We start from the raw sequence: 21,562 nt of genomic DNA on the forward strand, positions 1-21,562 counted from the left end.
TTTTATTGAGATTCTAACCATTTTTGTTATTTAAACACTGGCGCATACTGCCTGTCATCTTAATCCTGAAGAGACGGAGTATTTATGCCACTGGCGCTTCTTGCCCTGACGATCAGTGCCTTCGCAATTGGCACGACCGAATTTGTTATTGTAGGACTTGTTCCTACCATTGCTGAACAACTAGCTATCTCGCTGCCTTCTGCCGGGCTGCTGGTATCTATTTACGCGTTAGGCGTCGCTGTTGGGGCGCCTGTGCTGACCGCACTGACTGGACGCTTTCCACGTAAACAACTGTTAGTTGCCCTGATGGTGCTCTTCACCGCCGGCAATATTCTGGCGTGGCAGTCACCGGATTACTCCACGCTGGTCATTGCCCGCCTGCTGACAGGCCTCGCGCACGGTGTCTTCTTCTCCATCGGTTCCACGATTGCAACCAGCCTGGTGCCAAAAGAGAAAGCGGCGTCAGCCATTGCGATTATGTTTGGTGGCTTAACCGTCGCGCTGGTCACCGGCGTGCCGTTAGGAACGTTTATCGGACAACATTTTGGCTGGCGTGAAACCTTCCTCGCGGTATCGCTGTTGGGCGTGATTGCTCTGGTAGCCAGCCTGCTGCTGGTGCCCTCCAGTATTCCAGGGCGCGCGAGCGCCAGCCTGAGCGATCAGGTTAAAGTTCTGACACACCCGCGCCTGCTGCTGATCTATGCCGTTACGGCCCTGGGTTATGGAGGTGTGTTCACTGCGTTCACCTTCCTTGCACCGATGATGCAGGAACTGGCTGGTTTTTCTCCGGGCGCGGTGAGCTGGATTTTACTGGGCTACGGTATCTCCGTCGCAATCGGCAATATCTGGGGCGGCAAGCTTGCGGATAAGCATGGTGCGGTACCGGCGCTGAAATTCATCTTCGCCGCCCTGGTTGCCCTGCTGATGATTTTCCAGTTCACCGCATCGATGCAATACGCCGCGCTGGTAACGGTGTTGGTTATGGGGATATTCGCTTTTGGTAACGTGCCGGGATTGCAGGTATATGTTGTGCAGAAAGCCGAACGTTATACGCCTAATGCGGTGGATGTCGCATCTGGGCTGAATATCGCCGCATTTAATATCGGTATCGCACTCGGTTCGGTTATCGGTGGGCAGGTGGTTGAACATGTTGGATTAACCCAAACGCCATGGATTGGTGCGGTAATTGTGCTTATCGCTTTCCTCCTTATTGGTCTCAGTGGACGGCTTGATAAACCCGCTCGCGTTGCACTTGGATAAGTATCAGTAAGTGCTTGCTTACAAAACTGGAAAGCGGTTTCTCAGTAATTGCGTTGAAAGTGTGACCTAAAATCCCTATAACATTAGAACCAGTCCGTTTTCCGGGCTGGTTCATGTTACAGAGGCCGTTTCCAAAAGTGCGAAAAAATACCTATGCCATGCGTTATGTTGCCGGAATGCCTGCGGAGAGGATCTTGCCTCCGGGGTCGTTTGCGAGCCTTAGCCAGGCATTACCAGCGGGCACTCCATTAAGCAGTGACGAAAAAATTCGCGTACTGGTGTGGAACATCTTTAAGCAACAGCGTGCGGAGTGGTTATCCGTACTTCAAAATTTTGGTAAAGATGCGCATCTGGTTCTGTTACAGGAGGCGCAAACCACGCCTGAACTGGTCAGGTTTGCAACGACGAACTATCTTGCAGCCGATCAGGTGCCTGCCTTTGTTCTGCCACAGCATCCTTCCGGGGTGATGACCCTTTCAGCCGCACATCCGGTCTATTGCTGCCCGCTGCGTGAACGTGAGCCGATCCTGCGTCTGGCAAAATCAGCGCTGGTCACGGTCTATCCGTTGCCCGACACCCGCCTGCTGATGGTGGTAAACATTCATGCGGTGAACTTCAGCCTGGGTGTTGATGTGTACAGTAAGCAGTTACTTCCCATCGGCGATCAGATTGCTCATCACAGTGGGCCGATCATTATGGCCGGGGACTTCAATGCCTGGAGCCGTCCGCGTATGAACGCGTTGTACCGCTTCGCGCGTGAAATGTCGCTGCGTGAAGTTCGTTTTAACGATGACCAGCGCAAGAAAGCGTTTGGTCGTCCTCTCGATTTTGTCTTCTATCGGGGTTTAAGCGTGCACGACGCCTCCGTTCTGGTGACGCGCGCCTCCGATCATAATCCTCTACTAGTTGAATTCAGTCCCGGCAAACCTGATAAATAATGGTGCGTCAGGTCTGCCGTGGGGCAGGCCTGTGCGGGTGCTGCCCTTTATTTTTTAACCCATAAAAGGACAGCAACATGACAACAACACACTCCCATCATGACAACGTCGAAAAACAGTTTGGTTCTCAGGCAAGTGCCTACCTGAGCAGTGCCGTACATGCCTCTGGCCGCGATCTGGTACGTCTCGGCGAACGGCTCGCCGCGTTTCCTGACGCGCACGTGCTGGACTTAGGCTGTGGGGCGGGGCACGCCAGTTTTACCGCCGCACAGCAGGTTACTCAGGTGACGGCGTATGACTTATCGAGCCAGATGCTGGATGTGGTTGCTGAAGCGGCGAAAGCGAAAGGGCTGAATAACGTCACGACGCGCCAGGGCTACGCTGAATCTTTACCCTTTGAGGATGCATCCTTTGAGGCTGTGATTAGCCGTTACTCTGCACACCACTGGCATGATGTGGGGCAGGCATTACGGGAAGTGAAACGCGTGCTCAAACCGGGCGGAATATTCATCATCATGGACGTGATGTCTCCCGGGCATCCGGTACGGAATATCTGGCTCCAGACGGTTGAAGCGCTGCGTGATACCTCGCACGTGCAAAACTACTCCAGTGGAGAGTGGCTTACGTTTATCACCGAAGCTGGCTTGATTTCACGCTCATTGATAACCGACCGTTTGCCGCTGGAGTTCACGTCATGGATTGCACGGATGCGCACACCGGAGGCATTAACTCAGGCGATCCGATTGTATCAGGAGAGTGCCTCTGCTGATGTCAAGGCGTACTTTGAATTGCATGACGATGGTTCGTTTACCAGCGACACCATTATGGCTGAAGCGCAAAAAGCGGGATAAACAAAAAAGGCACCGAGGGGAATCGGTGCCTTTTTAATAAGCGATCGTACTATCAGGAATCTGGCGTAGCGCTGTTTTTCACAAACAACGTCAGCTGGTCGCCAGGTTGCAGGTTGTCAGTATCGTTGTTCCAGCGCATCACATCTTTGATGTTTACGCCGTGACGCTTAGCAATACTGGACAGCGAGTCGCCTTTACGTACGCGATAGGTAATGCTATCGCTGTTTTTAGCGAGACGCTGTGCGCTGCTACCTGCACCTACGGTCAGCGTTTGACCCACTTTAAGACCGGATCCGCGCAGATTATTCCACTGCTGGAGATCTTTCGTATTCACGCCAAGACGTGATGCAATACCTGAAAGCGTATCACCTGAACGCACCTTATAGCTGCGGCTGCTTACAGGCGACGTATCAGCAATCAGCGTAGACTGAACGGCTGCAATTTCACCCGAAGCTAAAGACTCACGTAACTGCTCCGCGTGTTTCTGCGGAACCATCACATAGCGCGGGCCGCTTGCACCCAGCGTGGAGCCTTTAACACCTGCATTAAAGGTTTTAAGCTTACTTACCGACATACCCGTCATATCAGCAACCTGTTGAATATCAACAGGGCTGCTGAGGCGGACACGCGCCAGTGCACGACTTTCGTCTGGTGTTGGCAGTTGTACACCGTAACGTTTGCTGTTCTTGAGAATGTCACTCAGTGCCAGCATTTTCGGTACGTAAATCTTTGTTTCCTGTGGCAGTGAGAGCGACCAGAAGTCTGTGGATTTTCCACGCGCTTTATTCGCTTTCATTGCCTTCAGTACACGACCTTCACCACTGTTATACGCCGCGACAGTCAATAACCAGTCGCCGTCAAACATCTTGTTCAGACGTTGCATCATGTCGAGAGCGGCTGTCGTTGAAGCGACAACATCACGACGCGCATCGTAGTTGCGGGTCTGCTTTAAACCATAATTTCGCCCTGTGCTCGGAATGATCTGCCAGATGCCTGCTGCATTGGCGCCAGACGTCGCGTGCGGGTCAAAAGCGCTCTCCACTATGGGTAGTAGTACCAGTTCCATAGGCATGTTACGTTTCTTAACTTGCCCTGCTATCCAGTACATATACGGCTCTGCCCGTAATGTTACATCGTGGAGATAGCTCTTATTTCTCAAATACTTCTGTTTCTGTTCGCGAATCCGGCTGTTTTCCGGAATTCCCATCTTTAGCTCGTCGCCAATAGAGGCCCACAAGTCTTGTTCCTGCGCGAAGGATGTCCCATCGTCCAACCATCGCGCCTGACTCGTAAACTTCCCTGCTTCCCCTTGACCAGCCGCAGAAAGGCTCTGTGCGTGCTGTTGTACGTTGCTGCCGTTTTGTGACTGGCAACCTACAAGCAGGACAGAGGCGAGTAATATCGCTTTTGCCTTCATGTGTGTGTCAATAGTTGCTTAAAAGACGAGCGATGATAACGGCGAAATTTTGAAAAGGCAACCCGCAATTATCTGAAGTTATCTTTCTTTGACCTTAACCATGCAAATCGCGCTTCAGGTTGTAACAAATTTGTTTCTTGATTAATTTTATTAATTAAATCAACGTCATTCGTTCTTAAAAATAAATTTATTTGTCGCTCATTTTTCAGAATTACGGGGAGTGTTTTTTGGTTTTTTGCACGTAACTCCTTCACTTTCTGGTAATAATCCTGAATCGCCCGATCCTCTGGTAGTACGCTTGCAGCAAACTTCATATTCCCTAATGTATACTCATGTGCGCAACAAATTACGGTGTCGGCTGGCAGCGCATTAATTTTTTGTAAAGATTGATACATCTGTTCTGGCGTGCCTTCAAACAGCCTTCCACAGCCGCCGGAAAACAGCGTGTCGCCACAAAAAAGATAAGGTTTGCTGTAGAAACAGAGATGACCGGAAGTGTGACCTGGCGTAGCAAATACGGAAAACTCGCACCCGAGGATGAGGATACTTTCGCCTTCTTCGACAACTTGCGTCGTACCCTTATCCTGTGTCTCTGCTGGTCCGTAGACGGGAATATGGGGATAGCGCGCAAGGAGATCGGGAACACCACCGACATGATCGTGATGGTGATGGGTAAGGAGGATCGCTTCAGGCTGCCAGTCGTTTTCTTCTATCGCGTGCAGGATCGGTACGGATTCGCCGGGATCAACAATGATGCATCTGCGATCGTCATCGACTAAAACCCAGATGTAATTGTCCTGAAAGGCGGAAATACTGATAAGATTCATGCATTACCTCTTATAGCGTGGCGGGTGTTTTGATGAAACCGGCAAGGATACCTCAGACTGTCGCACCACCGGAACGTTGGGCAGAGTTGCCCTGGGGTGAATATTATCGCGAGGCCTTAGAACTTCAGCTTAAACCCTGGCTCGCGAAAATGTATGGTTTTCACCTGCTTAAGATTGGCAATCTGAGCGCAGAAATCAATACCGAAAGCTGCGCTATCTCGCATCAGGTTAGCGTATCGCTTAATGGCTCCCCGGTTCAGGTGAAGGCTGATCCGCTGCATTTGCCGTTTGCGGAAAAATCCATTGATGCCTGTCTGCTCGCCCATACGCTGCCCTGGTGCAGCGATCCCCATCGTCTGCTGCGGGAAGCCGACCGCGTTTTGATTGATGACGGCTGGCTGATCCTGAGCGGTTTTAATCCGCTGAGTCTGATCGGGCTACGTAAACTGACGCCCGTTCTGCGCCGCACGGCGCCATATAACAGCCGGATGTTTACCATGATGCGCCAGCTGGACTGGCTTTCATTGTTAAATTTCGAAGTGCTGAGCTACGGGGGGTTTCAGGTCATCCCCTGGACGCGTAAAGGCGGGGTCTTATTAAGCACCCATTTACCCGCGCTGGGCTGCATGCAATTTATTGTCGCGCGTAAGAGGACGATCCCCCTTACGCTCAACCCAATGAAGCAAAGCAAATCAAAAACGCGGATCCGCCAGACCGTGGGTGCCACGCGGCAGTACAAAAAACCGTGATCAGGATTCAGGTTGATAACCTGCATCCTCATGGGTTGGGTTTGATGCCGCCGCGCGAGCCAGCTCGTCACAGCGTTCGTTTTCAGGGTGACCGGCGTGCCCCTTTACCCACTCCCATTTGATTTCGTGCTGACCGAGGGCGGCATCAAGACGCTTCCAGAGATCGACATTCTTGACGGGTTTTTTCTCTGCCGTTTTCCAGCCGCGCTTTTTCCAGTTGTGGATCCATTGGGTAATGCCCTGGCGAACATACTGGCTGTCGGTACTCAGCACCACGTCACAATGTTCTTTTAAGGCTTCCAGCGCCACGATGGCCGCCATCAACTCCATGCGGTTGTTGGTGGTCAGGAAATAGCCTTCACTAAATGTTTTTTCATGCTGGCGATAACGCATAATGGCGCCATAGCCGCCGGGCCCTGGGTTACCGAGACAAGATCCATCGGTGAAAATTTCTACCTGTTTACGCATCTCTGGTAGACTTCCTGTATTTGAAACGTTCAGTAAAACGATAAGTCTGACATAAATGACCGCTATGAGCACTGCAATTACTCGCCAGATTGTTCTTGATACCGAAACCACCGGTATGAACCAGATTGGCGCCCACTACGAAGGGCACAAAATCATTGAGATTGGTGCCGTTGAAGTGGTGAACCGCCGTCTTACGGGCAACAACTTCCACGTTTACCTCAAACCCGATCGGCTGGTGGATCCGGAAGCGTTCGGCGTTCACGGGATTGCCGATGAGTTTTTGCTGGATAAGCCCACCTTCGCCGATGTCGCGGATGAATTTCTCGACTACATCAGAGGTGCGGAACTTGTCATTCATAACGCGTCGTTCGATATCGGCTTTATGGACTATGAGTTCAGCAAGCTCAACCGCGATATTCCAAAGACCAATACGTTCTGTAAAGTCACGGATAGCCTGGCGCTGGCAAGGAAGATGTTCCCCGGCAAGCGTAACAGCCTTGATGCCCTGTGCTCTCGCTATGAGATAGACAACACCAAGCGTACCCTGCACGGCGCATTGCTCGATGCCCAGATCCTGGCCGATGTATACCTGACCATGACCGGCGGGCAAACGTCGATAAAATTCAGTATGGAAAATGAATCCCAGCAGACGCGGGATGAAGGCGGCATTCAGCGTGTCGTGCGCCAGGCTAATCGCCTGCGGGTTGTTTTAGCCAGTGATGAAGAGCTGATGAACCACGAATCTCGCCTCGATTTAGTCCAGAAGAAGGGCGGAAGCTGTCTGTGGCGTGGATGAAAAAAGGCGGAAACGTTTGTTAAATCGCCGTTTGGGTGATTTTTGCAGCAAACGATTCAAAACCTGAGAAAAAGCGTTGACGAGTTCAGAGGCAAACCGTAATATTCGCCTCGTTCCCCAAACGGGAACAGTGGAGCGGTAGTTCAGTCGGTTAGAATACCTGCCTGTCACGCAGGGGGTCGCGGGTTCGAGTCCCGTCCGTTCCGCCACTATTCAGAAAGCCTGAATCAGAAATGATTCAGGCTTTCGTCGTTTTATACCCCCTAAAAACTCACCTATTCTCATTCTATTTTCATTAACAAAAATTTAATAAACAAAGTGCAATTTATTAACAAATGCACATTATTGGTGCGTAATTTGCACTGTTATTGTGCATTATGTCTCCATCTCACCTTCTGCCCTCATGTTGATATGTAATAATTATGTAAAAATAATTCATAAGAAATCATTCAGTTACCTGTCATTCTTCAGAAAACTCATGAACCAATACATTATTGGTTCGCTTATTGCTTAATCATTAGCACGATAAGTAGTCCGTCATATCAATAACTTATCGTTAATAAAAATAAAGTCATGATGAAAGCGAGCGAACCAATATGGAAAAACCTTCACGGGTTTTAGCAAATTCCAGCACCGCGCTTGACCAGTTGCGCGGGCTTATCAACCAGCACGAGTCAACACCAGGCACTCCGCTGCCCACTGAACGTGAGCTATCGGAAACACTCGGCGTAGGACGACGCGAAGTGCGTCGCGCGCTGGACGTGCTGGAAGAAGAAGGGCGGATCTGGCGCAAGCAGGGCAAAGGTACCTTCATTGGTCCGGCTGCCCCTGTTGAGCCGTTGGCGCTTCAGGGATTGGTTCAGCAAACCAACCTGCTGGAAGTCATGGAAGCTCGACTACAGCTCGAACCCGGCTTAGCCCGACTTGCGGCACTGCGTGCCACCAGGGAAAACCTCGCGCTCATGCAGCGCATGCTGGAACGCATTGACAAGGTCAGCCCGGATGACCGCGATCTTAACGAACTGTGGGATAGCGCCTTTCACCGCGCCATTGCGGAAGCAGCCGGCAACCGCCTGATGCTAGGGCTTTTCGATGCGATAGATGCCGTCCGCCGGGAGCCCGGCTGGCAGTATTTACGCGAGCTTGCCCGCACCCCCGAACGTGTCGACAACTACAACGACCACCATCACAAAATCATGTCAGCGATTATTCATCGCCAGCCTAATGAAGCTGCGGCCGCCATGCGCGAACACCTGCTCAGCCTGCAAACCGCCTTGATTCAGGCCATCCACCTTGAGGACGATTCCACGCTATGACGACGATACCCTTTAAGGATTCCACTCCCGTACTGCGGCTGCAAAACCTCAACGTTAAATTCGCGGGCTCGCCGGTGAGTGTGCTCGAAGATATCTCGCTGGCGGTAAGGGCGGGCGAAACGCTGGCGCTGGTGGGCGAGTCCGGCTGCGGTAAAAGCATCACTTCCCTGGCGCTGATGGGGTTATTGCCTGCCAGCGCCAGGATCGTCAGTGGGGAGATGCACTTCCGCCGCCACGATCTGCGCAAGCTCTCGCCGCGCGAGTATGCCAATCTGCGCGGCAGCGAGCTGGCGATGATATTCCAGGAGCCCATGACCTCGCTCAACCCGGCCTTCACGCTTGGCGATCAGCTCAGTGAAGCGGTGATGCGCCATCAAACGCTCTCCCGGGCTGAGGCGATGACGGTTGCGCTACAGATCCTGGAGAAGGTGCAGATCCCGGCCGCAGAGATGCGCCTCAAGGCTTACCCGCATCAGCTTTCCGGCGGTATGCGCCAGCGCGTGATGATTGCGATGGCCCTGATAAACCATCCCAAATTACTGATCGCTGACGAACCCACTACCGCTCTGGACGTGACCATTCAGGCGCAAATTCTCGCTCTGCTCAATACCTTAAAAGAAGAAACGGGCACGGCGGTGCTGATGATCACCCACGATTTAGGCGTGGTGGCCGAAGTGGCACAGCAGGTGGCGGTGATGTATGCCGGCCAGGTAGTAGAGCAGGGAAGCGTCGAGGCGATATTTGCCGACCCGCAGCACCCGTACACAATTGGCCTGATGGGCTCGATCCCCTCCCTTGGCGTACGCAAGGGCCAGCTTTCCACCATTCCCGGATCGGTCCCGCTGCCGGAATCTATGCCTCAGGGCTGCCGCTTCGCCACCCGGTGTCCCTTCGCGCAGACGCGCTGTCATGCTGAAAAACCACCGCTCACTATGCTCGGCACGGGTCATCAGGTTGCCTGCTTCCGCGTGCCGCTGGAACAACACATTGCCCTGGGAGAAATTGCATGACCACGCCCATTCTTGAAGCCCGGGATCTGAGCAAGCTTTTCCCCGGCCCGAAAAAACTGTTTACGCCGGCCCGCTTTGTCACGGCTGTTGACCGCGTTTCGCTGTCGGTGATGCCAGGCGAAACGCTGGCTATTGTCGGCGAATCAGGTTCCGGGAAATCCACCCTCGGCCGTCTGCTGCTGCGCCTGCTGGGCGCCAGCGAAGGGCGCGTATTTTATCAGGGTGAGGAGATCACCCACGCCTCAGGCGCACGTCTGAACCAGCTCCGGCGTGAGCTACAGATCATCTTTCAGGATCCCTTCGCCTCGCTGAACCCGCGCATGACGGTAGAACAGATTGTCGGTGAGCCGCTGTGGCTGCACCAGAACATGAAAAAAGCGGATCGCCAGTACCACGTCGCCGAGCTGCTCAGGACGGTCGGCTTGCCCGCGGCCTGGGCCGGACGTTATCCGCACGAATTTTCCGGCGGGCAGCGTCAGCGTATCGGCATTGCGCGCTCGCTGGCGTCAGGCCCAAAGCTGCTGCTGGGCGATGAACCGGTTTCCGCACTGGATGTTTCCGTCCAGGCACAGGTGGTCAATTTACTGGAAAGCCTGAAGCACCAGTTGGGGCTAACGATGGTGATCGTCGCCCACGGTCTGGCGGTTATCCGTCATATGAGCGACCGCGTGGCGGTGATGTATCTTGGGCAAATCGTCGAGCTGGCCACCGTCGACGATATCTTCGACGCGCCGCTGCATCCTTATACCCAGGCATTAATTGCCTCTGCGCCGCAAATGCAGCCAGGCGTAGCGCGGGATGCGCCGCTGTTGCAGGGTGATTTACCGAACCCGGCTAATCCGCCCTCCGGCTGCCGTTTCCACACCCGTTGCCCCTATGTTAGCGATGAATGTCGTCAGGTTGAGCCGATTCATCAGGTAATCGACGGCGGACGTCAGGTCGCCTGCCACCGCTGGCAGGAGATTAATCGCGATCGCAGCGTTATACAGATCGCACCGCCATCCGCCGCATTTTTGCGCCGCCGCGTGCTGTTTGAACACGCGGCTACTCACTCCTCCCTTCCTTCAAGGAACTCATGATAATGACAATGCGTAATTCTCTTTTGACCGTACTGGGAAGTGTTATGTTGCTTGGTGCGGCGCTGCCCGCCCATTCTGAAAGCGTGCTGCGAATCGGCCTGGGTGCAGATCCGGACATGCTGGACCCGCATCTGGCGCGTACCTATTATGGCCGCTTCGTCTTTGCCTCCCTGTGTGACCGGCTGGTGGACGTGGACGAGCACCTCAAGGTGGTGCCGGGACTGGCGAAATCCTGGGCGTGGAGCGATGACGGCAAAACGCTGACCCTGGATCTCCGTGAAGGCGTGGCCTTCCACGACGGTGAAAAATTTGATGCCGCCGCCGCGAAATACAACCTCGACCGGGCCCTGACGCTAAAAGGCTCTCTGCGTAAAAGTGAACTCTCTTCTGTTGAGTCGGTGGAGGTCACCGGCCCGATGCAGATAGCCCTGCACCTGAAAACGCCGGATGCCGCACTTCTGATGCAGCTCACCGATCGCGCAGGCGCAATGATGGCGCCGGAAGCCGCGAAAAAAGCCGATTTTGCCGCCCATCCGGTCTGTTCCGGCCCCTATAAATTCGACAGCCGCGTGTCGCAGGACCGCATTGTGCTGACCCGCTTCGACAACTACTGGAACAAAGACGCCTACCACTTTGACAAAATTATCTATCTGCCGATCCCGGATGCCTCCGTGCGCCTGGCGAACCTGCGCGCGGGCGATCTCGACCTGACCGAAGGCATTGCCGCCAGCGACGTCAAAACCGTCGAAGCCGACAGCAAGCTGGCGCTGGCGAAGGTGACGGGCCTCGGATACCAGGGCATCACCTTCAATATTAACAATGGCAAAGTCCCGGCGAACGATCCCTTCAAAGATGCCCGCGTGCGTGAAGCATTTTCCCAGGCCATCGATCGCGATGCTTTAAACCAGGTAGTGTTCGAAGGGCTTTACACTCCGGCAAACCAGGCGTTTTCGCCGGTAAGCCCGTATCACGTCAATTTCCCGGTTCCCCCGCGTGACGTCGACAAAGCCAAAGCGCTGCTGAAAGCCGCAGGCGTTACCGCGCCGCTGACCGTTAATCTGCTGGTGCCGAACAACCCAACCTCGCAGCAGGTGGGCCAGGTATTGCAGGCGATGGTGGCAGAGGCGGGCTTTAACCTGAACCTGCAAATGACCGAGTTCGCCACGCTGCTGGATCGCCAGCAGAGCGGTGACTACCAGTTGAGCTTCTCCGGCTGGTCGGGTCGCCCGGATCCAGATGGCAGCATCTACGGCTTTATCAACAGCAAAGGCACCCTCAACGACGGCCGCTACAGCAATGCTCAGGTGGATGAATGGCTAACGCAGGCGCGTCAGAGCACCGATCAGGCCGCCCGCCAGCCGCTGTATGACAAGGTTGTGAAGCAGCTTCAGACCGATATGCCGATTGCATACCTTTACTTCGAACCGCGCATTTTTGGCCTGAACAAGCGCGTGCAGGGCTTTAAAGCGTACCCGGACGGCATTGTGCGTCTGGCTGGCTTAACGCTGGCGAAATAAACCTCCTGAGGAGAACCCATGCTGGAACTGATTTGCAAACGTCTGCTGCTGGCTATACCCACTCTGCTGCTGGTGAGCATGATGGTGTTCGGCCTGCAAAAGCTGCTGCCTGGCGATCCGCTGATTGCCATGGCCGGGGAGGAGCGCGATCCGGCGGTGATCGCCCAGCTGCGTGCTGAGCTGAATCTGGACGCGCCGATCCCCGTGCAGTATTTCAACTGGCTGACGCGCGCGCTGCAAGGCGATCTGGGTGTCTCCTTACGCACTCATGAGCCGGTCACGCAACTGATTGCCAGCAAGCTGCCGGTCACGCTGGAACTGTCGCTGCTGGCGATGATTATCGCGCTGGTGTTTGGTATCAGCATGGGGATCCTCGCGGCGGTGAACAAAAACAGCTGGGTCGATCACGGGGCGAACTTTGTGGCGATCTCGGGGATCTCAATACCGCACTTCTGGCTGGGGATCCTGCTGATTCTGGTCTTTTCAGTAAACCTGCAATGGTTGCCTGCGTCCGGTTATGTGCCGTTCAGTGAAGATCCGATCCAGAACCTGCGGACATTGCTGCTGCCCGCGTCCGTGCTCGGAACCGGCCTGGCGGCGACGCTGATGCGCCATACCCGCGCGTCGATGATTGCGGTGCTGAAAGCGGATTACATCCGCACCGCGCGCGCTAAGGGGCTGCTGCCGAAAGCGGTGATCCTGAAGCACGCCTTTCGCAATGCGCTGGTGCCGGTGATCACCCTCACCACGTTGCTGTTCGGCGAGCTGCTGGGCGGGGCGGTGCTGACCGAGCAGGTGTTCACCATTCCGGGCTTCGGCAAAATGATCGTCGACTCGGTGTTCAACCGCGACTACGCGGTGGTGCAGGGCGTAGTGCTGATCGTGGCGATCGGTTTCCTGATGCTCAACCTGCTGGCTGACGTGCTCTACGTCCTTATCAACCCGAAAATGCGAGGTTAATCATGGCGGAACTGACGACGCAAACCGTGGCGCCCGCGCTGCCGCGCGCGCAAAACCGGGTGCTGAAAAAATTCCTCGCCAATAAAAGTGCGGTGATTGGCGCGCTTGTAGTGGGCTTTTTTGTGCTGGTGGCGCTGCTGGCGCCGTGGATCGCGCCATTTGACCCGGTCAAAGCTAACTTCCTCGCGGTGCGCAAAGCGCCATCGGCGATGTACTGGTTCGGCACCGACGAGCTGGGGCGCGATATCTTGTCCCGCATTATCTGGGGGGCGAGAACCTCGCTGATGGCGGGCTGTATGTCGGTGGCGATCGCGGTTGTCATCGGCGTGCCGCTGGGGCTGGTGGCGGGTTATTTCCAGAAGATGTGGGACGGGGTGATCTCCCGCTTTATTGAGGCACTGCTGGCCTGTCCATTCCTGATCATGGCGATCGCGCTGGGGGCATTCTTAGGCCCAAGCCTGACGAATGCCATGATCGCTATTGGACTCTCGGCAATGCCGATCTTCGCCCGCCTGACGCGCGGCCAGGTGATCGCCATTCGCAACGAAGAGTACATCGACGGCGCGCGGGCGATTGGCCTGCCGGACCGCTGGATCATCATTAAATACGTTCTGCCCAACGTGATGTCACCTATCCTGGTGCAGGCCACGCTGGCCATTGCCTCGGCGATTATCGCCGAAGCCAGCCTTTCGTTTTTAGGGTTAGGCCAACAGCCGCCGAACCCATCCTGGGGCTCAATGCTCAACACCGCAAAAGGGTTTCTCGAACAGGCGCCGTGGATGTCGGTTTTCCCCGGCGTGGCGATTTTCCTTGCCGTTCAGGGCTTTAATTTACTCGGCGACGGGCTGCGCGATGCGCTCGATCCGCGCCACGACTAAGGAGTCATGATGACCAAAGCGCTCGATTTTACAACCGGTTACGATTCACGACGCCCGCCGATGATGGGCCATAACGCCGTTGCCACCTCGCAGCCGCTGGCGGCACAGGCGGGAATGAAGATGCTACAGCTGGGCGGAAATGCCGTTGATGCGGCGATTGCGACCGCCATGGCGCTGACCGTTGTCGAGCCGACCGGCAACGGCATCGGCAGCGATGCTTTTGCCATTGTCTGGGACGGTGAAAAACTTCACGGTCTGAATGCGTCAGGTCGTTCGCCAGCCAGCTGGCATGCGGATCTGTTTGCCGGAAAAACCGCCGTACCGGAAATCGGCTGGGACGCGGTGACCGTGCCGGGTGCGGTGTCGGGCTGGGTGGCGCTGGCTGAACGTTTTGGCACGCTGCCGCTGACCACGCTCGCGCAGCCAGCCATTGATTACGCGCGTAACGGTTTCCCGGTCTCGCCGCTGATCGGCCATCTCTGGCAGCGCGGCTACAACAAGCTGAAAGATCAGCCCGGGTTTAGTGCCTGCTTTGCGCCGGAAGGCCGCGCGCCGCGCGTGGGGGAGATCTTCCGTAACCCGGCGCAGGCGAACTCACTGGAGCTGATCGCCAAAACCAACGGCGACGCGTTTTACCGGGGCGAACTGGCGCAGAAAATTGCCGCCTTCGCCAAAGCACATGGTGCACACCTGACCGAAGCAGACCTGGCGAATCACCGTGTGGACTGGGTGGAACTGCTATCGCGCGACTTCGCGGGCGGTTCGGTGCAGGAATTGCCACCAAACGGTCAGGGGATCGCCACCCTGATTGCGCTCGGCATTCTGGAGCAGTGCGGCATCGAGAAACATCACCCGGATTCCGTGCAGGGGCTGCACCTCTCTATAGAGGCAATGAAGCTGGCGCTGGCGGATCTCGATCGCTACGTTGCGGATGAAGAGCATATGGAGTTTGCCGCCAAAGCGCTGCTGAGCGACCATTATCTGAAGTCGCGCGCCGCGCTTATCAACCACGATAAAGCCTCTGATTTTGTGTACGGATCGCCGACGCAAAGTGGGACCGTTTACCTCAGCGCAGCGGATTCCAGCGGGATGATGATCTCCTTTATTCAGTCCAATTTTATGGGCTTCGGTTCAGGGATCGTGGTGCCGGATACGGGGATCAGCCTGCAAAACCGCGGCTGCGGCTTTGTGCTCGATCCCAAACACCCGAACGCGCTGGCAGGCAGCAAGCGTCCTTTCCACACCATCATTCCGGGCTTTGCGATGGACGGTAACGGCAAACCGCTGATGTCCTTCGGCGTGATGGGCGGCCCGATGCAGGCGCAGGGGCACATGCAGATGGCGCTTCGCATTATGCTGCACGGGCAAAACCCGCAAGCGGCGATTGACGCCCCGCGCTGGCGCGTGGTGCAGGGCAGGGAAGTGGTTGTTGAATCGACCTTCGATCGCAATACCATCGCGGCGCTGCGCGAGCGCGGACACCAGATAGTGGTGGAAGATCCGCTCCAGGATTACAATTTTGGCGGCGCGCAGGTGATTTACCGTATGCCGGAAGGGCACTACGTGGCTGCGACGGAGAGCCGCAAAGACGGGCAGGCGTTGGTGAGCTGATTTATAGGCCGGGTAAGGCGCAGCCGCCACCCGGCTTTTTCTTATCCAATGCTAAATGGATCTGCATCCAGCCAGGCCGGAAACTTCTCCCGATACTCCTTTAACGCCGTTAACGAGATCTCAGCGTCAATTCGTGTCGCCTGATGCGGCTCGGCGGTGGCAATAATCTCACCCTGCGGACTGATCACCCGGCTGTCACCGCGATAGTGATGCCCGTTACCGTCCGTTCCTACACGGTTACAGCCAACGACATAAGCCTGATTTTCAATCGCGCGCGCGGTCAGTAAAGCCTGCCAGTGCAGGGAGCGTGGGGCGGGCCAGTTGGCGACGTACAACGCCAGGTCATAATCGTTGCGGTTGCGCGACCACACCGGGAAGCGCAGGTCATAGCAGACCAGCGGCAGAATACGCCAGCCGCGCCATTCAAATACCACGCGTTCGTTTCCGGCTTCATAATGTTGATGTTCATCCGCCATGCGGAACAGGTGGCGCTTATCGTAGAAATGGACGTTTCCTTCCGGCTCGACCAGCAGGAAGCGATTGACCGGTCCGCGCCCGGTCTGGAGCGCGACGCTGCCGGCAATCAGCGCGTTTGTTTCCTGCGCCCTGGCGTGCATCCAGGCCACCACCTCGTCCTGCGGCATGGACTGTTTTGCTGCCTCCATCGCGAAACCTGTGGTGAACATCTCCGGCAGGACAATCACATCGCGTCCGGTAATCTCTTCCAGCTGGCGATCAAAATGGCGAAGGTTGGCGGGGCCGTCCATCCACACTAAAGGTTGCTGCAAAACAGAAATCTTTAAACCAGGCACGATACAGGCTCCTTAATAAACACTTTTTGACACTGTAGCACGTCATTACCAGAAAATGTGGCAATAAAAAACCCCGCGCGGGGCGGGGTTTGTGAGAGCAAAATACCTTATGCCGCTTCAGGTTTGCGGAGCTTCTCTGGCAGCTTTACCGGCTGAGTCGCCAGCTCTTCTGGTTCGAAATCATCCACGTTAATACTGCGCAGACGGCTCTCTTCGGCTTTCACCAGAATCGCAGCTTCGCTGTTGTCGATGATGCCACCCGCCAGCGCCTGTTTTGCCAGCTCATCCAGTCGTGTAAACGGCAGGTTTTTGCCCAGCTGTTTGCAGATCTTCTGGTGAATCGGGTCGGCGGCCATCACGTCAAGCAGCGCTTCTTCCAGCAAACCTACCGGGTTATGCGGGGTAGGTTCCAGGTATTGACCACGGCCAATACGGGAACGGGTTGCGCTTGGTACCTGGAGGATCTTCGCCACTTTATGATCCAGCTTGTCAGACGGTGCCAGATGGTGACGACCGGTCGGGAAGATCACCGCGCGCAGGGCGCCCGCCACGAAGCGGTTCGGGAAGTTTGCCAGCAGGTCGTCAATCGCCTGTTCCGCCTGATACATCGCATCCTGCACGCCCCAGTGCACCAGCGGCAGATCCGCTTCCTGACGGCCTTCATCGTCGTAGCGTTTCAGCACCGCAGAGGCCAGGAAGATCTGGCTCAGCACATCACCCAGACGGGCGGAGATGCGTTCGCGACGCTTCAGGCTTCCGCCCAGAACGGCCATGGAGACGTCAGACAGCAGCGCCAGGTTAGCGCTCAGACGGTTCAGGTGTTGGTAGTAACGTTTGGTTGCATCGCGGGTCGGCGTCGCGCTGGTCAGCCCCCGCGTCAGGCCGAGCCAGAAGCTGCGAACTTCATTGCTGCCAACGTGACCGATATGTTTGAACAGCAGCTTGTCGAAGGCATCCACGTCGTTATTCTGCGCGGCAGCCATCTCTTCCAGCACGTACGGATGGCAGCGAATCGCCCCCTGGCCGAAGATCATCATGCTACGGGTCAGGATGTTTGCCCCTTCCACGGTGATGGCAATCGGTGCGCCCTGATAGCCGCGCGCCAGGAAGTTGCCTTCGCCAAGCATAATGCCTTTACCGCCTGCGATATCCATTGCATCAATAATTGACTGCTGTGCGCGGTGGGTACAGTGGTACTTCACAATCGCCGACAGCACGGCAGGTTTTTCGCCCAGCATAATACCGTAGGTAATCAGCGAGGCTGCGGCGTCCATCACGTAGGCATTGCCCGCAATACGCGCCAGCGGCTCTTCGATACCTTCCATCTTGCCGATGGAAATTTTGAACTGACGGCGGATATGCGCGTAAGCCCCAATCCCCATCGCCACCGATTTCAGACCGCCGGTAGAGTTCGACGGCAGGGTAATGCCGCGGCCCACCGACAGACATTCCACCAGCATACGCCAGCCCTGACCGGCCATTTTCGGTCCACCGATGATGTAGTCAATCGGCACAAAGATATCCTGACCGCGAGTCGGGCCGTTCTGGAACGGTACGTTCAGCGGGAAATGACGACGACCAATTTCAACCCCCGGGGTCGAGGTTGGGATCAGCGCACAGGTAATGCCCAGATCTTCATCACCGCCCAGCAGTTTTTCCGGGTCAGAAAGTTTGAACGCCAGACCGAGTACGGTGGCGATAGGCGCCAGGGTGATATAACGTTTGTTCCAGGTCAGGCGCATGCCCAGCACCTGTTCGCCCTGCCATTCGCCCATGCAGACCACGCCAGTATCCGGGATCGCACCGGCATCAGAACCGGCTTCCGGGCTGGTCAGCGCGAAGCACGGAATTTCCTGACCACGCGCCAGACGCGGCAGATAGTGATCTTTCTGCTCTTCCGTACCGTAATGCTGTAACAGCTCGCCCGGGCCTAAGGAGTTTGGCACGCCAACGGTGATCGCCAGGATCCCGGAAACACCCGCCAGTTTTTGCAGGACGCGAGCCTGAGCGTAAGCGGAGAATTCCAGACCGCCGTACTCTTTCTTAATGATCATCGCGAAGAAGCGATGCTCTTTCAGATATGCCCACAGCTCAGGCGGCAGGTCGGCCATTTCGTGAGTGATGGCAAAATCGTTCGCCATGCGGCAGGCTTCTTCCACCGGGCCGTCAATAAAGGCTTGTTCTTCGGCGGTCAGACGCGGCTGCGGGTAGTTGTGCAGCTTTTTCCAGTCCGGGTTGCCCTGGAACAGATCGCCTTCCCACCAGGTCGTGCCCGCATCAATCGCCTCTTTCTCCGTGCGCGACATCGGCGGCATCACTTTACGGAATCCCTTGAACACCGGCGCGGAGATCATCGACTTACGCATCGGCGTCAGGTTAAACGGCAGCAAAATGATTGCCAGGGGAACAAGTACCCAGATATTCCACAGGCCAGCGACGCCAAGTGCAGCCGTCCAGGCCAGAAGAATCAGGCTACTCAGGAATAAACTGACACGGTGATAGAACAACACCCCGAGCAGCACAACGGTTGCGAAAATGCTCAAAATCATCATAAAGAAAAGCTCCCTTGCTTGTAGGAGGTCTGACCACTTGTGATGATATGGTTGTAGTTGATGTCATTTCCTTTAGCAATGTGTTTACAAAATAATTACAACCTGGTTCACATTGTTCGCGTTTTAGCCGGCACAAAAAATCAAAACGCCGGACGATTCGCATGGCTTTAGCTTCTCGCTTTTACTGCTATCCGGTACACTCCACTGTGTTATTTCATCAATACTGAAGGATTATCCTCATGTACCAGGATCTTATTCGTAACGAACTGAACGAAGCGGCGGAAACGCTGGCGAATTTTCTGAAAGATGATGCCAATATTCACGCTATTCAGCGCGCGGCGGTCCTGCTTGCCGACAGTTTCAAAGCCGGCGGTAAAGTGCTTTCCTGCGGTAACGGCGGTTCCCACTGTGACGCCATGCACTTCGCCGAAGAGCTGACCGGACGCTATCGCGAAAACCGTCCGGGCTACCCGGCGATTGCGATTTCCGACGTGAGCCACATCTCCTGTGTAGGCAACGACTTCGGTTACGACCATATCTTTTCCCGCTACGTTGAAGCCGTAGGCCGTGAAGGCGACGTGCTGCTGGGGATCTCCACGTCCGGTAACTCCGCTAACGTGATCAAAGCGATCGCCGCCGCGCGTGAGAAGGGCATGAAAGTGATCACCCTGACCGGGAAAGATGGCGGTAAGATGGACGGTACAGCGGACATTGAAATCCGTGTACCACACTTCGGTTATGCGGATCGCGTTCAGGAAATTCACATCAAAGTGATCCACATCCTGATCCAACTGATCGAAAAAGAGATGGTTAAGTAAGACTTCGCTGGGGGGCGCCGGTGCCCCCCGCTGTTGTGGAGGTGTTCTATGTGCGAACTGCTCGGGATGAGCGCCAATGTGCCAACCGATATCTGCTTTAGTTTCACCGGGCTGGTTCAGCGCGGTGGAGGAACCGGGCCGCATAAAGACGGCTGGGGCATTACCTTCTACGAAGGCAAAGGATGTCGCACGTTTAAAGATCCACAGCCCAGCTTTAACTCACCCATTGCCAGACTGGTGCAGGACTATCCTATTAAATCCTGTTCGGTGATCGCCCATATCCGCCAGGCCAATCGTGGCGAAGTGGCGCTGGAAAATACCCATCCGTTTACCCGTGAACTGTGGGGACGTAACTGGACCTATGCGCACAACGGGCAGCTCTCGGGCTATAAATCACTGGAAACCGGCAATTTTCGTCCTGTCGGTGAAACGGACAGCGAAAAAGCATTTTGCTGGCTGCTGCACAAGCTGACCGAGCGCTACCCCCGTACGCCCGGCAACATGACCGCAGTATTTAAGTACATAGCGTCACTGGCGTCTGAGTTACGCGAGAAGGGCGTGTTTAATATGCTGCTGTCTGACGGACGCTACGTGATGGCATTCTGCTCGACGAATCTGTTCTGGATCACCCGACGTGCGCCGTTTGGCGTCGCCACGCTGCTCGATCAGGATGTGGAAATTGATTTTCAGAAGGAGACCACACCGAACGATGTGGTCACTGTCATTGCAACGCAGCCGCTGACGGGCAACGAAACCTGGCAAAAGATCATGCCAGGCGAGTGGGCGCTATTTTGTCTCGGGGACCGCGTAATTTGACGCCAGCTGAGGCTGAACCACTTCATGGCTGAGCGGTTTACTCACCACGTAACGGCCATTGACGATGGACACCACCGGCGGCTTATGGGTCTGCTCGAAGTAGTCATAACCCGGTTTTAGCTGTTTCCAGAAATCTGTGTAAACAGAGTACTTATGGCGCGCCATGTTGGCATCCGTCATACGGAACGGATAGATGCTGACCTGAACATTCGGCTGGCCGAAGACCAGTGCGCCCGTGACAAACTGGAAGATTTCATCAATGCCGGAATCCGTCATCGCATAACAGCCGACAGACACGCAGGCGCCGTGGATCATCAGGTATTTCCCTTCGTAACCGTGCGCACGGTCGAAGGCATTGGGGAAACCGATGTTAATCGCTTTATAGAAGCGGCTGTCCGGTTTTAGCTGGTTACGCTGAACGTTGTAAAACCCTTCCGGACTTTTGAAGTCACCCTGGCGCTGTTTCGGCCCCAGTCCGCCAGAATAGTTACAGATTTTGTAGCTATCGAGCAGTTGATACGTCTCGCCCATTTTGACAAACAGATCGAGTGTGCGCTCTTCCTTGAAGATTTGAATATAAACCGGGGATCCCATCAACTGCTGTTTATACTCTTTGCTGACCGGCGTCGTTGAACTATTACTGCCAAGCAGCCCGGCAAACGACATGCACGGTATCAGAAGCATCGCAATGAACAATGCGATTTTACGCATACTACTGGTTCCTTGATAAAACAATGACCAACTTGCCAGAACGGCAAAAGACACCCGAAATCAGACTAATCTGGACAGGAGCGCTCACATTAGCACCGATGGAGATTTTCGCAAGAGCCAACCTTTGCGTTTACAAATTAGTTTTACTTTATAACCCATTCATATCGTCCTGACTC

At 55.3% G+C, this 21,562-nt stretch carries 20 protein-coding genes and 1 tRNA gene; 15 read left to right on the forward strand and 6 right to left on the reverse strand.

Features of this window, described 5'->3' with window-relative positions:
• Positions 1-84 precede the first annotated feature (84 nt).
• The 3 genes from BFV65_RS04060 to BFV65_RS04070 all read left to right on the forward strand — a co-directional run bounded on the left by BFV65_RS04060 (position 85) and on the right by BFV65_RS04070 (position 3,049).
• On the forward strand, positions 85-1,260 hold the full coding sequence (locus tag BFV65_RS04060) for an MFS transporter (protein WP_022647125.1): 1,176 nt from the start codon (positions 85-87) through the stop codon (positions 1,258-1,260).
• Between the two features lie 137 nt (positions 1,261-1,397).
• The gene (locus tag BFV65_RS04065; RefSeq protein WP_032621812.1) at positions 1,398-2,198 is read left to right on the forward strand and encodes an endonuclease/exonuclease/phosphatase family protein; all 801 of its coding nucleotides are present in this window, start codon (positions 1,398-1,400) and stop codon (positions 2,196-2,198) included.
• A gap of 77 nt (positions 2,199-2,275) precedes the next feature.
• Positions 2,276-3,049: a class I SAM-dependent methyltransferase gene (locus BFV65_RS04070; protein WP_069596257.1), complete on the forward strand. Its 774-nt coding sequence runs from the start codon at positions 2,276-2,278 to the stop codon at positions 3,047-3,049.
• Positions 3,050-3,101: 52 nt separating this feature from the next.
• On the opposite strand, the gene mltD is transcribed toward BFV65_RS04070, so the two are convergent.
• Positions 3,102-4,466, reverse strand: coding sequence for a murein transglycosylase D (mltD, locus tag BFV65_RS04075; protein WP_022647128.1), 1,365 nt, complete (start codon positions 4,464-4,466; stop codon positions 3,102-3,104).
• Between the two features lie 68 nt (positions 4,467-4,534).
• Positions 4,535-5,293, reverse strand: coding sequence for a hydroxyacylglutathione hydrolase (gloB, locus tag BFV65_RS04080; RefSeq protein WP_022647129.1), 759 nt, complete (start codon positions 5,291-5,293; stop codon positions 4,535-4,537).
• A 32-nt stretch (positions 5,294-5,325) separates the two neighbouring features.
• Between gloB and BFV65_RS04085 the strand changes: the two genes are divergently transcribed.
• Entirely contained in the window at positions 5,326-6,042 is a 717-nt protein-coding gene (locus BFV65_RS04085; RefSeq protein WP_023299381.1) for a class I SAM-dependent methyltransferase, read from the forward strand.
• Here BFV65_RS04085 and rnhA read toward each other — a convergent pair whose 3' ends face one another.
• Positions 6,043-6,621 (reverse strand): ribonuclease HI, encoded by a 579-nt coding sequence (rnhA, locus tag BFV65_RS04090; RefSeq protein WP_160840538.1) that lies wholly within the window; start codon positions 6,619-6,621, stop codon positions 6,043-6,045.
• On the opposite strand from rnhA, the gene dnaQ reads away from it, so the two are divergent.
• The 9 genes from dnaQ to BFV65_RS04135 all read left to right on the forward strand — a co-directional run bounded on the left by dnaQ (position 6,575) and on the right by BFV65_RS04135 (position 15,677).
• Complete coding sequence (dnaQ, locus tag BFV65_RS04095; RefSeq protein WP_072201000.1) at positions 6,575-7,306, forward strand: DNA polymerase III subunit epsilon; 732 nt, start codon at positions 6,575-6,577, stop codon at positions 7,304-7,306. The two genes, rnhA and dnaQ, sit on opposite strands and share 47 nt — an antisense overlap.
• 132 nt (positions 7,307-7,438) lie before the next feature.
• Positions 7,439-7,515, forward strand: a tRNA-Asp gene (locus BFV65_RS04100).
• A gap of 387 nt (positions 7,516-7,902) precedes the next feature.
• Positions 7,903-8,622 (forward strand): FadR/GntR family transcriptional regulator, encoded by a 720-nt coding sequence (locus BFV65_RS04105; RefSeq protein ID WP_022647132.1) that lies wholly within the window; start codon positions 7,903-7,905, stop codon positions 8,620-8,622.
• Positions 8,619-9,632, forward strand: a complete 1,014-nt coding sequence (locus BFV65_RS04110) for an ABC transporter ATP-binding protein (protein WP_069596258.1) — start codon at positions 8,619-8,621, stop codon at positions 9,630-9,632. The genes BFV65_RS04105 and BFV65_RS04110 overlap by 4 nt, the downstream gene beginning before the upstream one ends.
• On the forward strand, positions 9,629-10,711 hold the full coding sequence (locus tag BFV65_RS04115) for an ABC transporter ATP-binding protein (protein WP_069596259.1): 1,083 nt from the start codon (positions 9,629-9,631) through the stop codon (positions 10,709-10,711). Before BFV65_RS04110 ends, BFV65_RS04115 begins: the two co-directional genes overlap by 4 nt.
• Positions 10,712-10,713: 2 nt before the next feature.
• The gene (locus BFV65_RS04120) at positions 10,714-12,228 is read left to right on the forward strand and encodes an ABC transporter substrate-binding protein (protein WP_022647135.1); all 1,515 of its coding nucleotides are present in this window, start codon (positions 10,714-10,716) and stop codon (positions 12,226-12,228) included.
• An 18-nt stretch (positions 12,229-12,246) separates the two neighbouring features.
• The gene (locus tag BFV65_RS04125; RefSeq protein ID WP_022647136.1) at positions 12,247-13,188 is read left to right on the forward strand and encodes an ABC transporter permease; all 942 of its coding nucleotides are present in this window, start codon (positions 12,247-12,249) and stop codon (positions 13,186-13,188) included.
• 2 nt (positions 13,189-13,190) lie between these two features.
• Positions 13,191-14,066, forward strand: a complete 876-nt coding sequence (locus BFV65_RS04130) for an ABC transporter permease (RefSeq protein ID WP_048965741.1) — start codon at positions 13,191-13,193, stop codon at positions 14,064-14,066.
• A gap of 9 nt (positions 14,067-14,075) precedes the next feature.
• A complete protein-coding gene (locus BFV65_RS04135) occupies positions 14,076-15,677 on the forward strand; it encodes a gamma-glutamyltransferase family protein (protein WP_032624798.1) in 1,602 nt (533 codons plus the stop codon).
• 41 nt (positions 15,678-15,718) lie between these two features.
• Here BFV65_RS04135 and BFV65_RS04140 read toward each other — a convergent pair whose 3' ends face one another.
• Together BFV65_RS04140 and fadE are read right to left on the reverse strand one after the other, a co-directional pair.
• A complete protein-coding gene (locus BFV65_RS04140) occupies positions 15,719-16,489 on the reverse strand; it encodes an amidohydrolase (RefSeq protein ID WP_045308936.1) in 771 nt (256 codons plus the stop codon).
• 107 nt (positions 16,490-16,596) lie between these two features.
• Entirely contained in the window at positions 16,597-19,041 is a 2,445-nt protein-coding gene (gene fadE, locus BFV65_RS04145; RefSeq protein ID WP_069596260.1) for an acyl-CoA dehydrogenase FadE, read from the reverse strand.
• A gap of 239 nt (positions 19,042-19,280) precedes the next feature.
• Here fadE and lpcA point away from each other — a divergent pair, with 239 nt between their 5' ends.
• Complete coding sequence (gene lpcA, locus BFV65_RS04150; RefSeq protein WP_003863232.1) at positions 19,281-19,859, forward strand: D-sedoheptulose 7-phosphate isomerase; 579 nt, start codon at positions 19,281-19,283, stop codon at positions 19,857-19,859.
• Between the two features lie 48 nt (positions 19,860-19,907).
• Positions 19,908-20,675 (forward strand): class II glutamine amidotransferase, encoded by a 768-nt coding sequence (locus BFV65_RS04155; RefSeq protein ID WP_017383120.1) that lies wholly within the window; start codon positions 19,908-19,910, stop codon positions 20,673-20,675.
• Here the strand turns inward: BFV65_RS04155 and dpaA are convergent.
• On the reverse strand, positions 20,646-21,386 hold the full coding sequence (gene dpaA, locus BFV65_RS04160; RefSeq protein WP_006810008.1) for a peptidoglycan meso-diaminopimelic acid protein amidase: 741 nt from the start codon (positions 21,384-21,386) through the stop codon (positions 20,646-20,648). The two genes, BFV65_RS04155 and dpaA, sit on opposite strands and share 30 nt — an antisense overlap.
• Between the last annotated feature and the right edge of the window lie 176 nt (positions 21,387-21,562).

The organism is Enterobacter hormaechei subsp. hoffmannii (assembly GCF_001729745.1).
In the GTDB taxonomy this organism is placed as follows: Bacteria; Pseudomonadota; Gammaproteobacteria; order Enterobacterales; family Enterobacteriaceae; genus Enterobacter; species Enterobacter intestinihominis.

What these genes read in the sequence shown, in the direction of transcription:
- BFV65_RS04070 (WP_069596257.1), top strand. Translation starts at nt 2,276, where the DNA reads ATGACAACAACACACTCCCATCATGACAACGTCGAAAAACAGTTTGGT.
- BFV65_RS04120 (WP_022647135.1), top strand. Translation starts at nt 10,714, where the DNA reads ATGACAATGCGTAATTCTCTTTTGACCGTACTGGGAAGTGTTATGTTG.
- mltD (WP_022647128.1), bottom strand. Translation starts at nt 4,466, where the DNA reads ATGAAGGCAAAAGCGATATTACTCGCCTCTGTCCTGCTTGTAGGTTGC.
- BFV65_RS04110 (WP_069596258.1), top strand. Translation starts at nt 8,619, where the DNA reads ATGACGACGATACCCTTTAAGGATTCCACTCCCGTACTGCGGCTGCAA.
- dnaQ (WP_072201000.1), top strand. Translation starts at nt 6,575, where the DNA reads ATGAGCACTGCAATTACTCGCCAGATTGTTCTTGATACCGAAACCACC.
- BFV65_RS04135 (WP_032624798.1), top strand. Translation starts at nt 14,076, where the DNA reads ATGACCAAAGCGCTCGATTTTACAACCGGTTACGATTCACGACGCCCG.
- BFV65_RS04125 (WP_022647136.1), top strand. Translation starts at nt 12,247, where the DNA reads ATGCTGGAACTGATTTGCAAACGTCTGCTGCTGGCTATACCCACTCTG.
- BFV65_RS04155 (WP_017383120.1), top strand. Translation starts at nt 19,908, where the DNA reads ATGTGCGAACTGCTCGGGATGAGCGCCAATGTGCCAACCGATATCTGC.
- BFV65_RS04115 (WP_069596259.1), top strand. Translation starts at nt 9,629, where the DNA reads ATGACCACGCCCATTCTTGAAGCCCGGGATCTGAGCAAGCTTTTCCCC.
- BFV65_RS04105 (WP_022647132.1), top strand. Translation starts at nt 7,903, where the DNA reads ATGGAAAAACCTTCACGGGTTTTAGCAAATTCCAGCACCGCGCTTGAC.
- BFV65_RS04060 (WP_022647125.1), top strand. Translation starts at nt 85, where the DNA reads ATGCCACTGGCGCTTCTTGCCCTGACGATCAGTGCCTTCGCAATTGGC.
- BFV65_RS04085 (WP_023299381.1), top strand. Translation starts at nt 5,326, where the DNA reads ATGAAACCGGCAAGGATACCTCAGACTGTCGCACCACCGGAACGTTGG.
- gloB (WP_022647129.1), bottom strand. Translation starts at nt 5,293, where the DNA reads ATGAATCTTATCAGTATTTCCGCCTTTCAGGACAATTACATCTGGGTT.
- lpcA (WP_003863232.1), top strand. Translation starts at nt 19,281, where the DNA reads ATGTACCAGGATCTTATTCGTAACGAACTGAACGAAGCGGCGGAAACG.
- dpaA (WP_006810008.1), bottom strand. Translation starts at nt 21,386, where the DNA reads ATGCGTAAAATCGCATTGTTCATTGCGATGCTTCTGATACCGTGCATG.
- fadE (WP_069596260.1), bottom strand. Translation starts at nt 19,041, where the DNA reads ATGATGATTTTGAGCATTTTCGCAACCGTTGTGCTGCTCGGGGTGTTG.
- BFV65_RS04130 (WP_048965741.1), top strand. Translation starts at nt 13,191, where the DNA reads ATGGCGGAACTGACGACGCAAACCGTGGCGCCCGCGCTGCCGCGCGCG.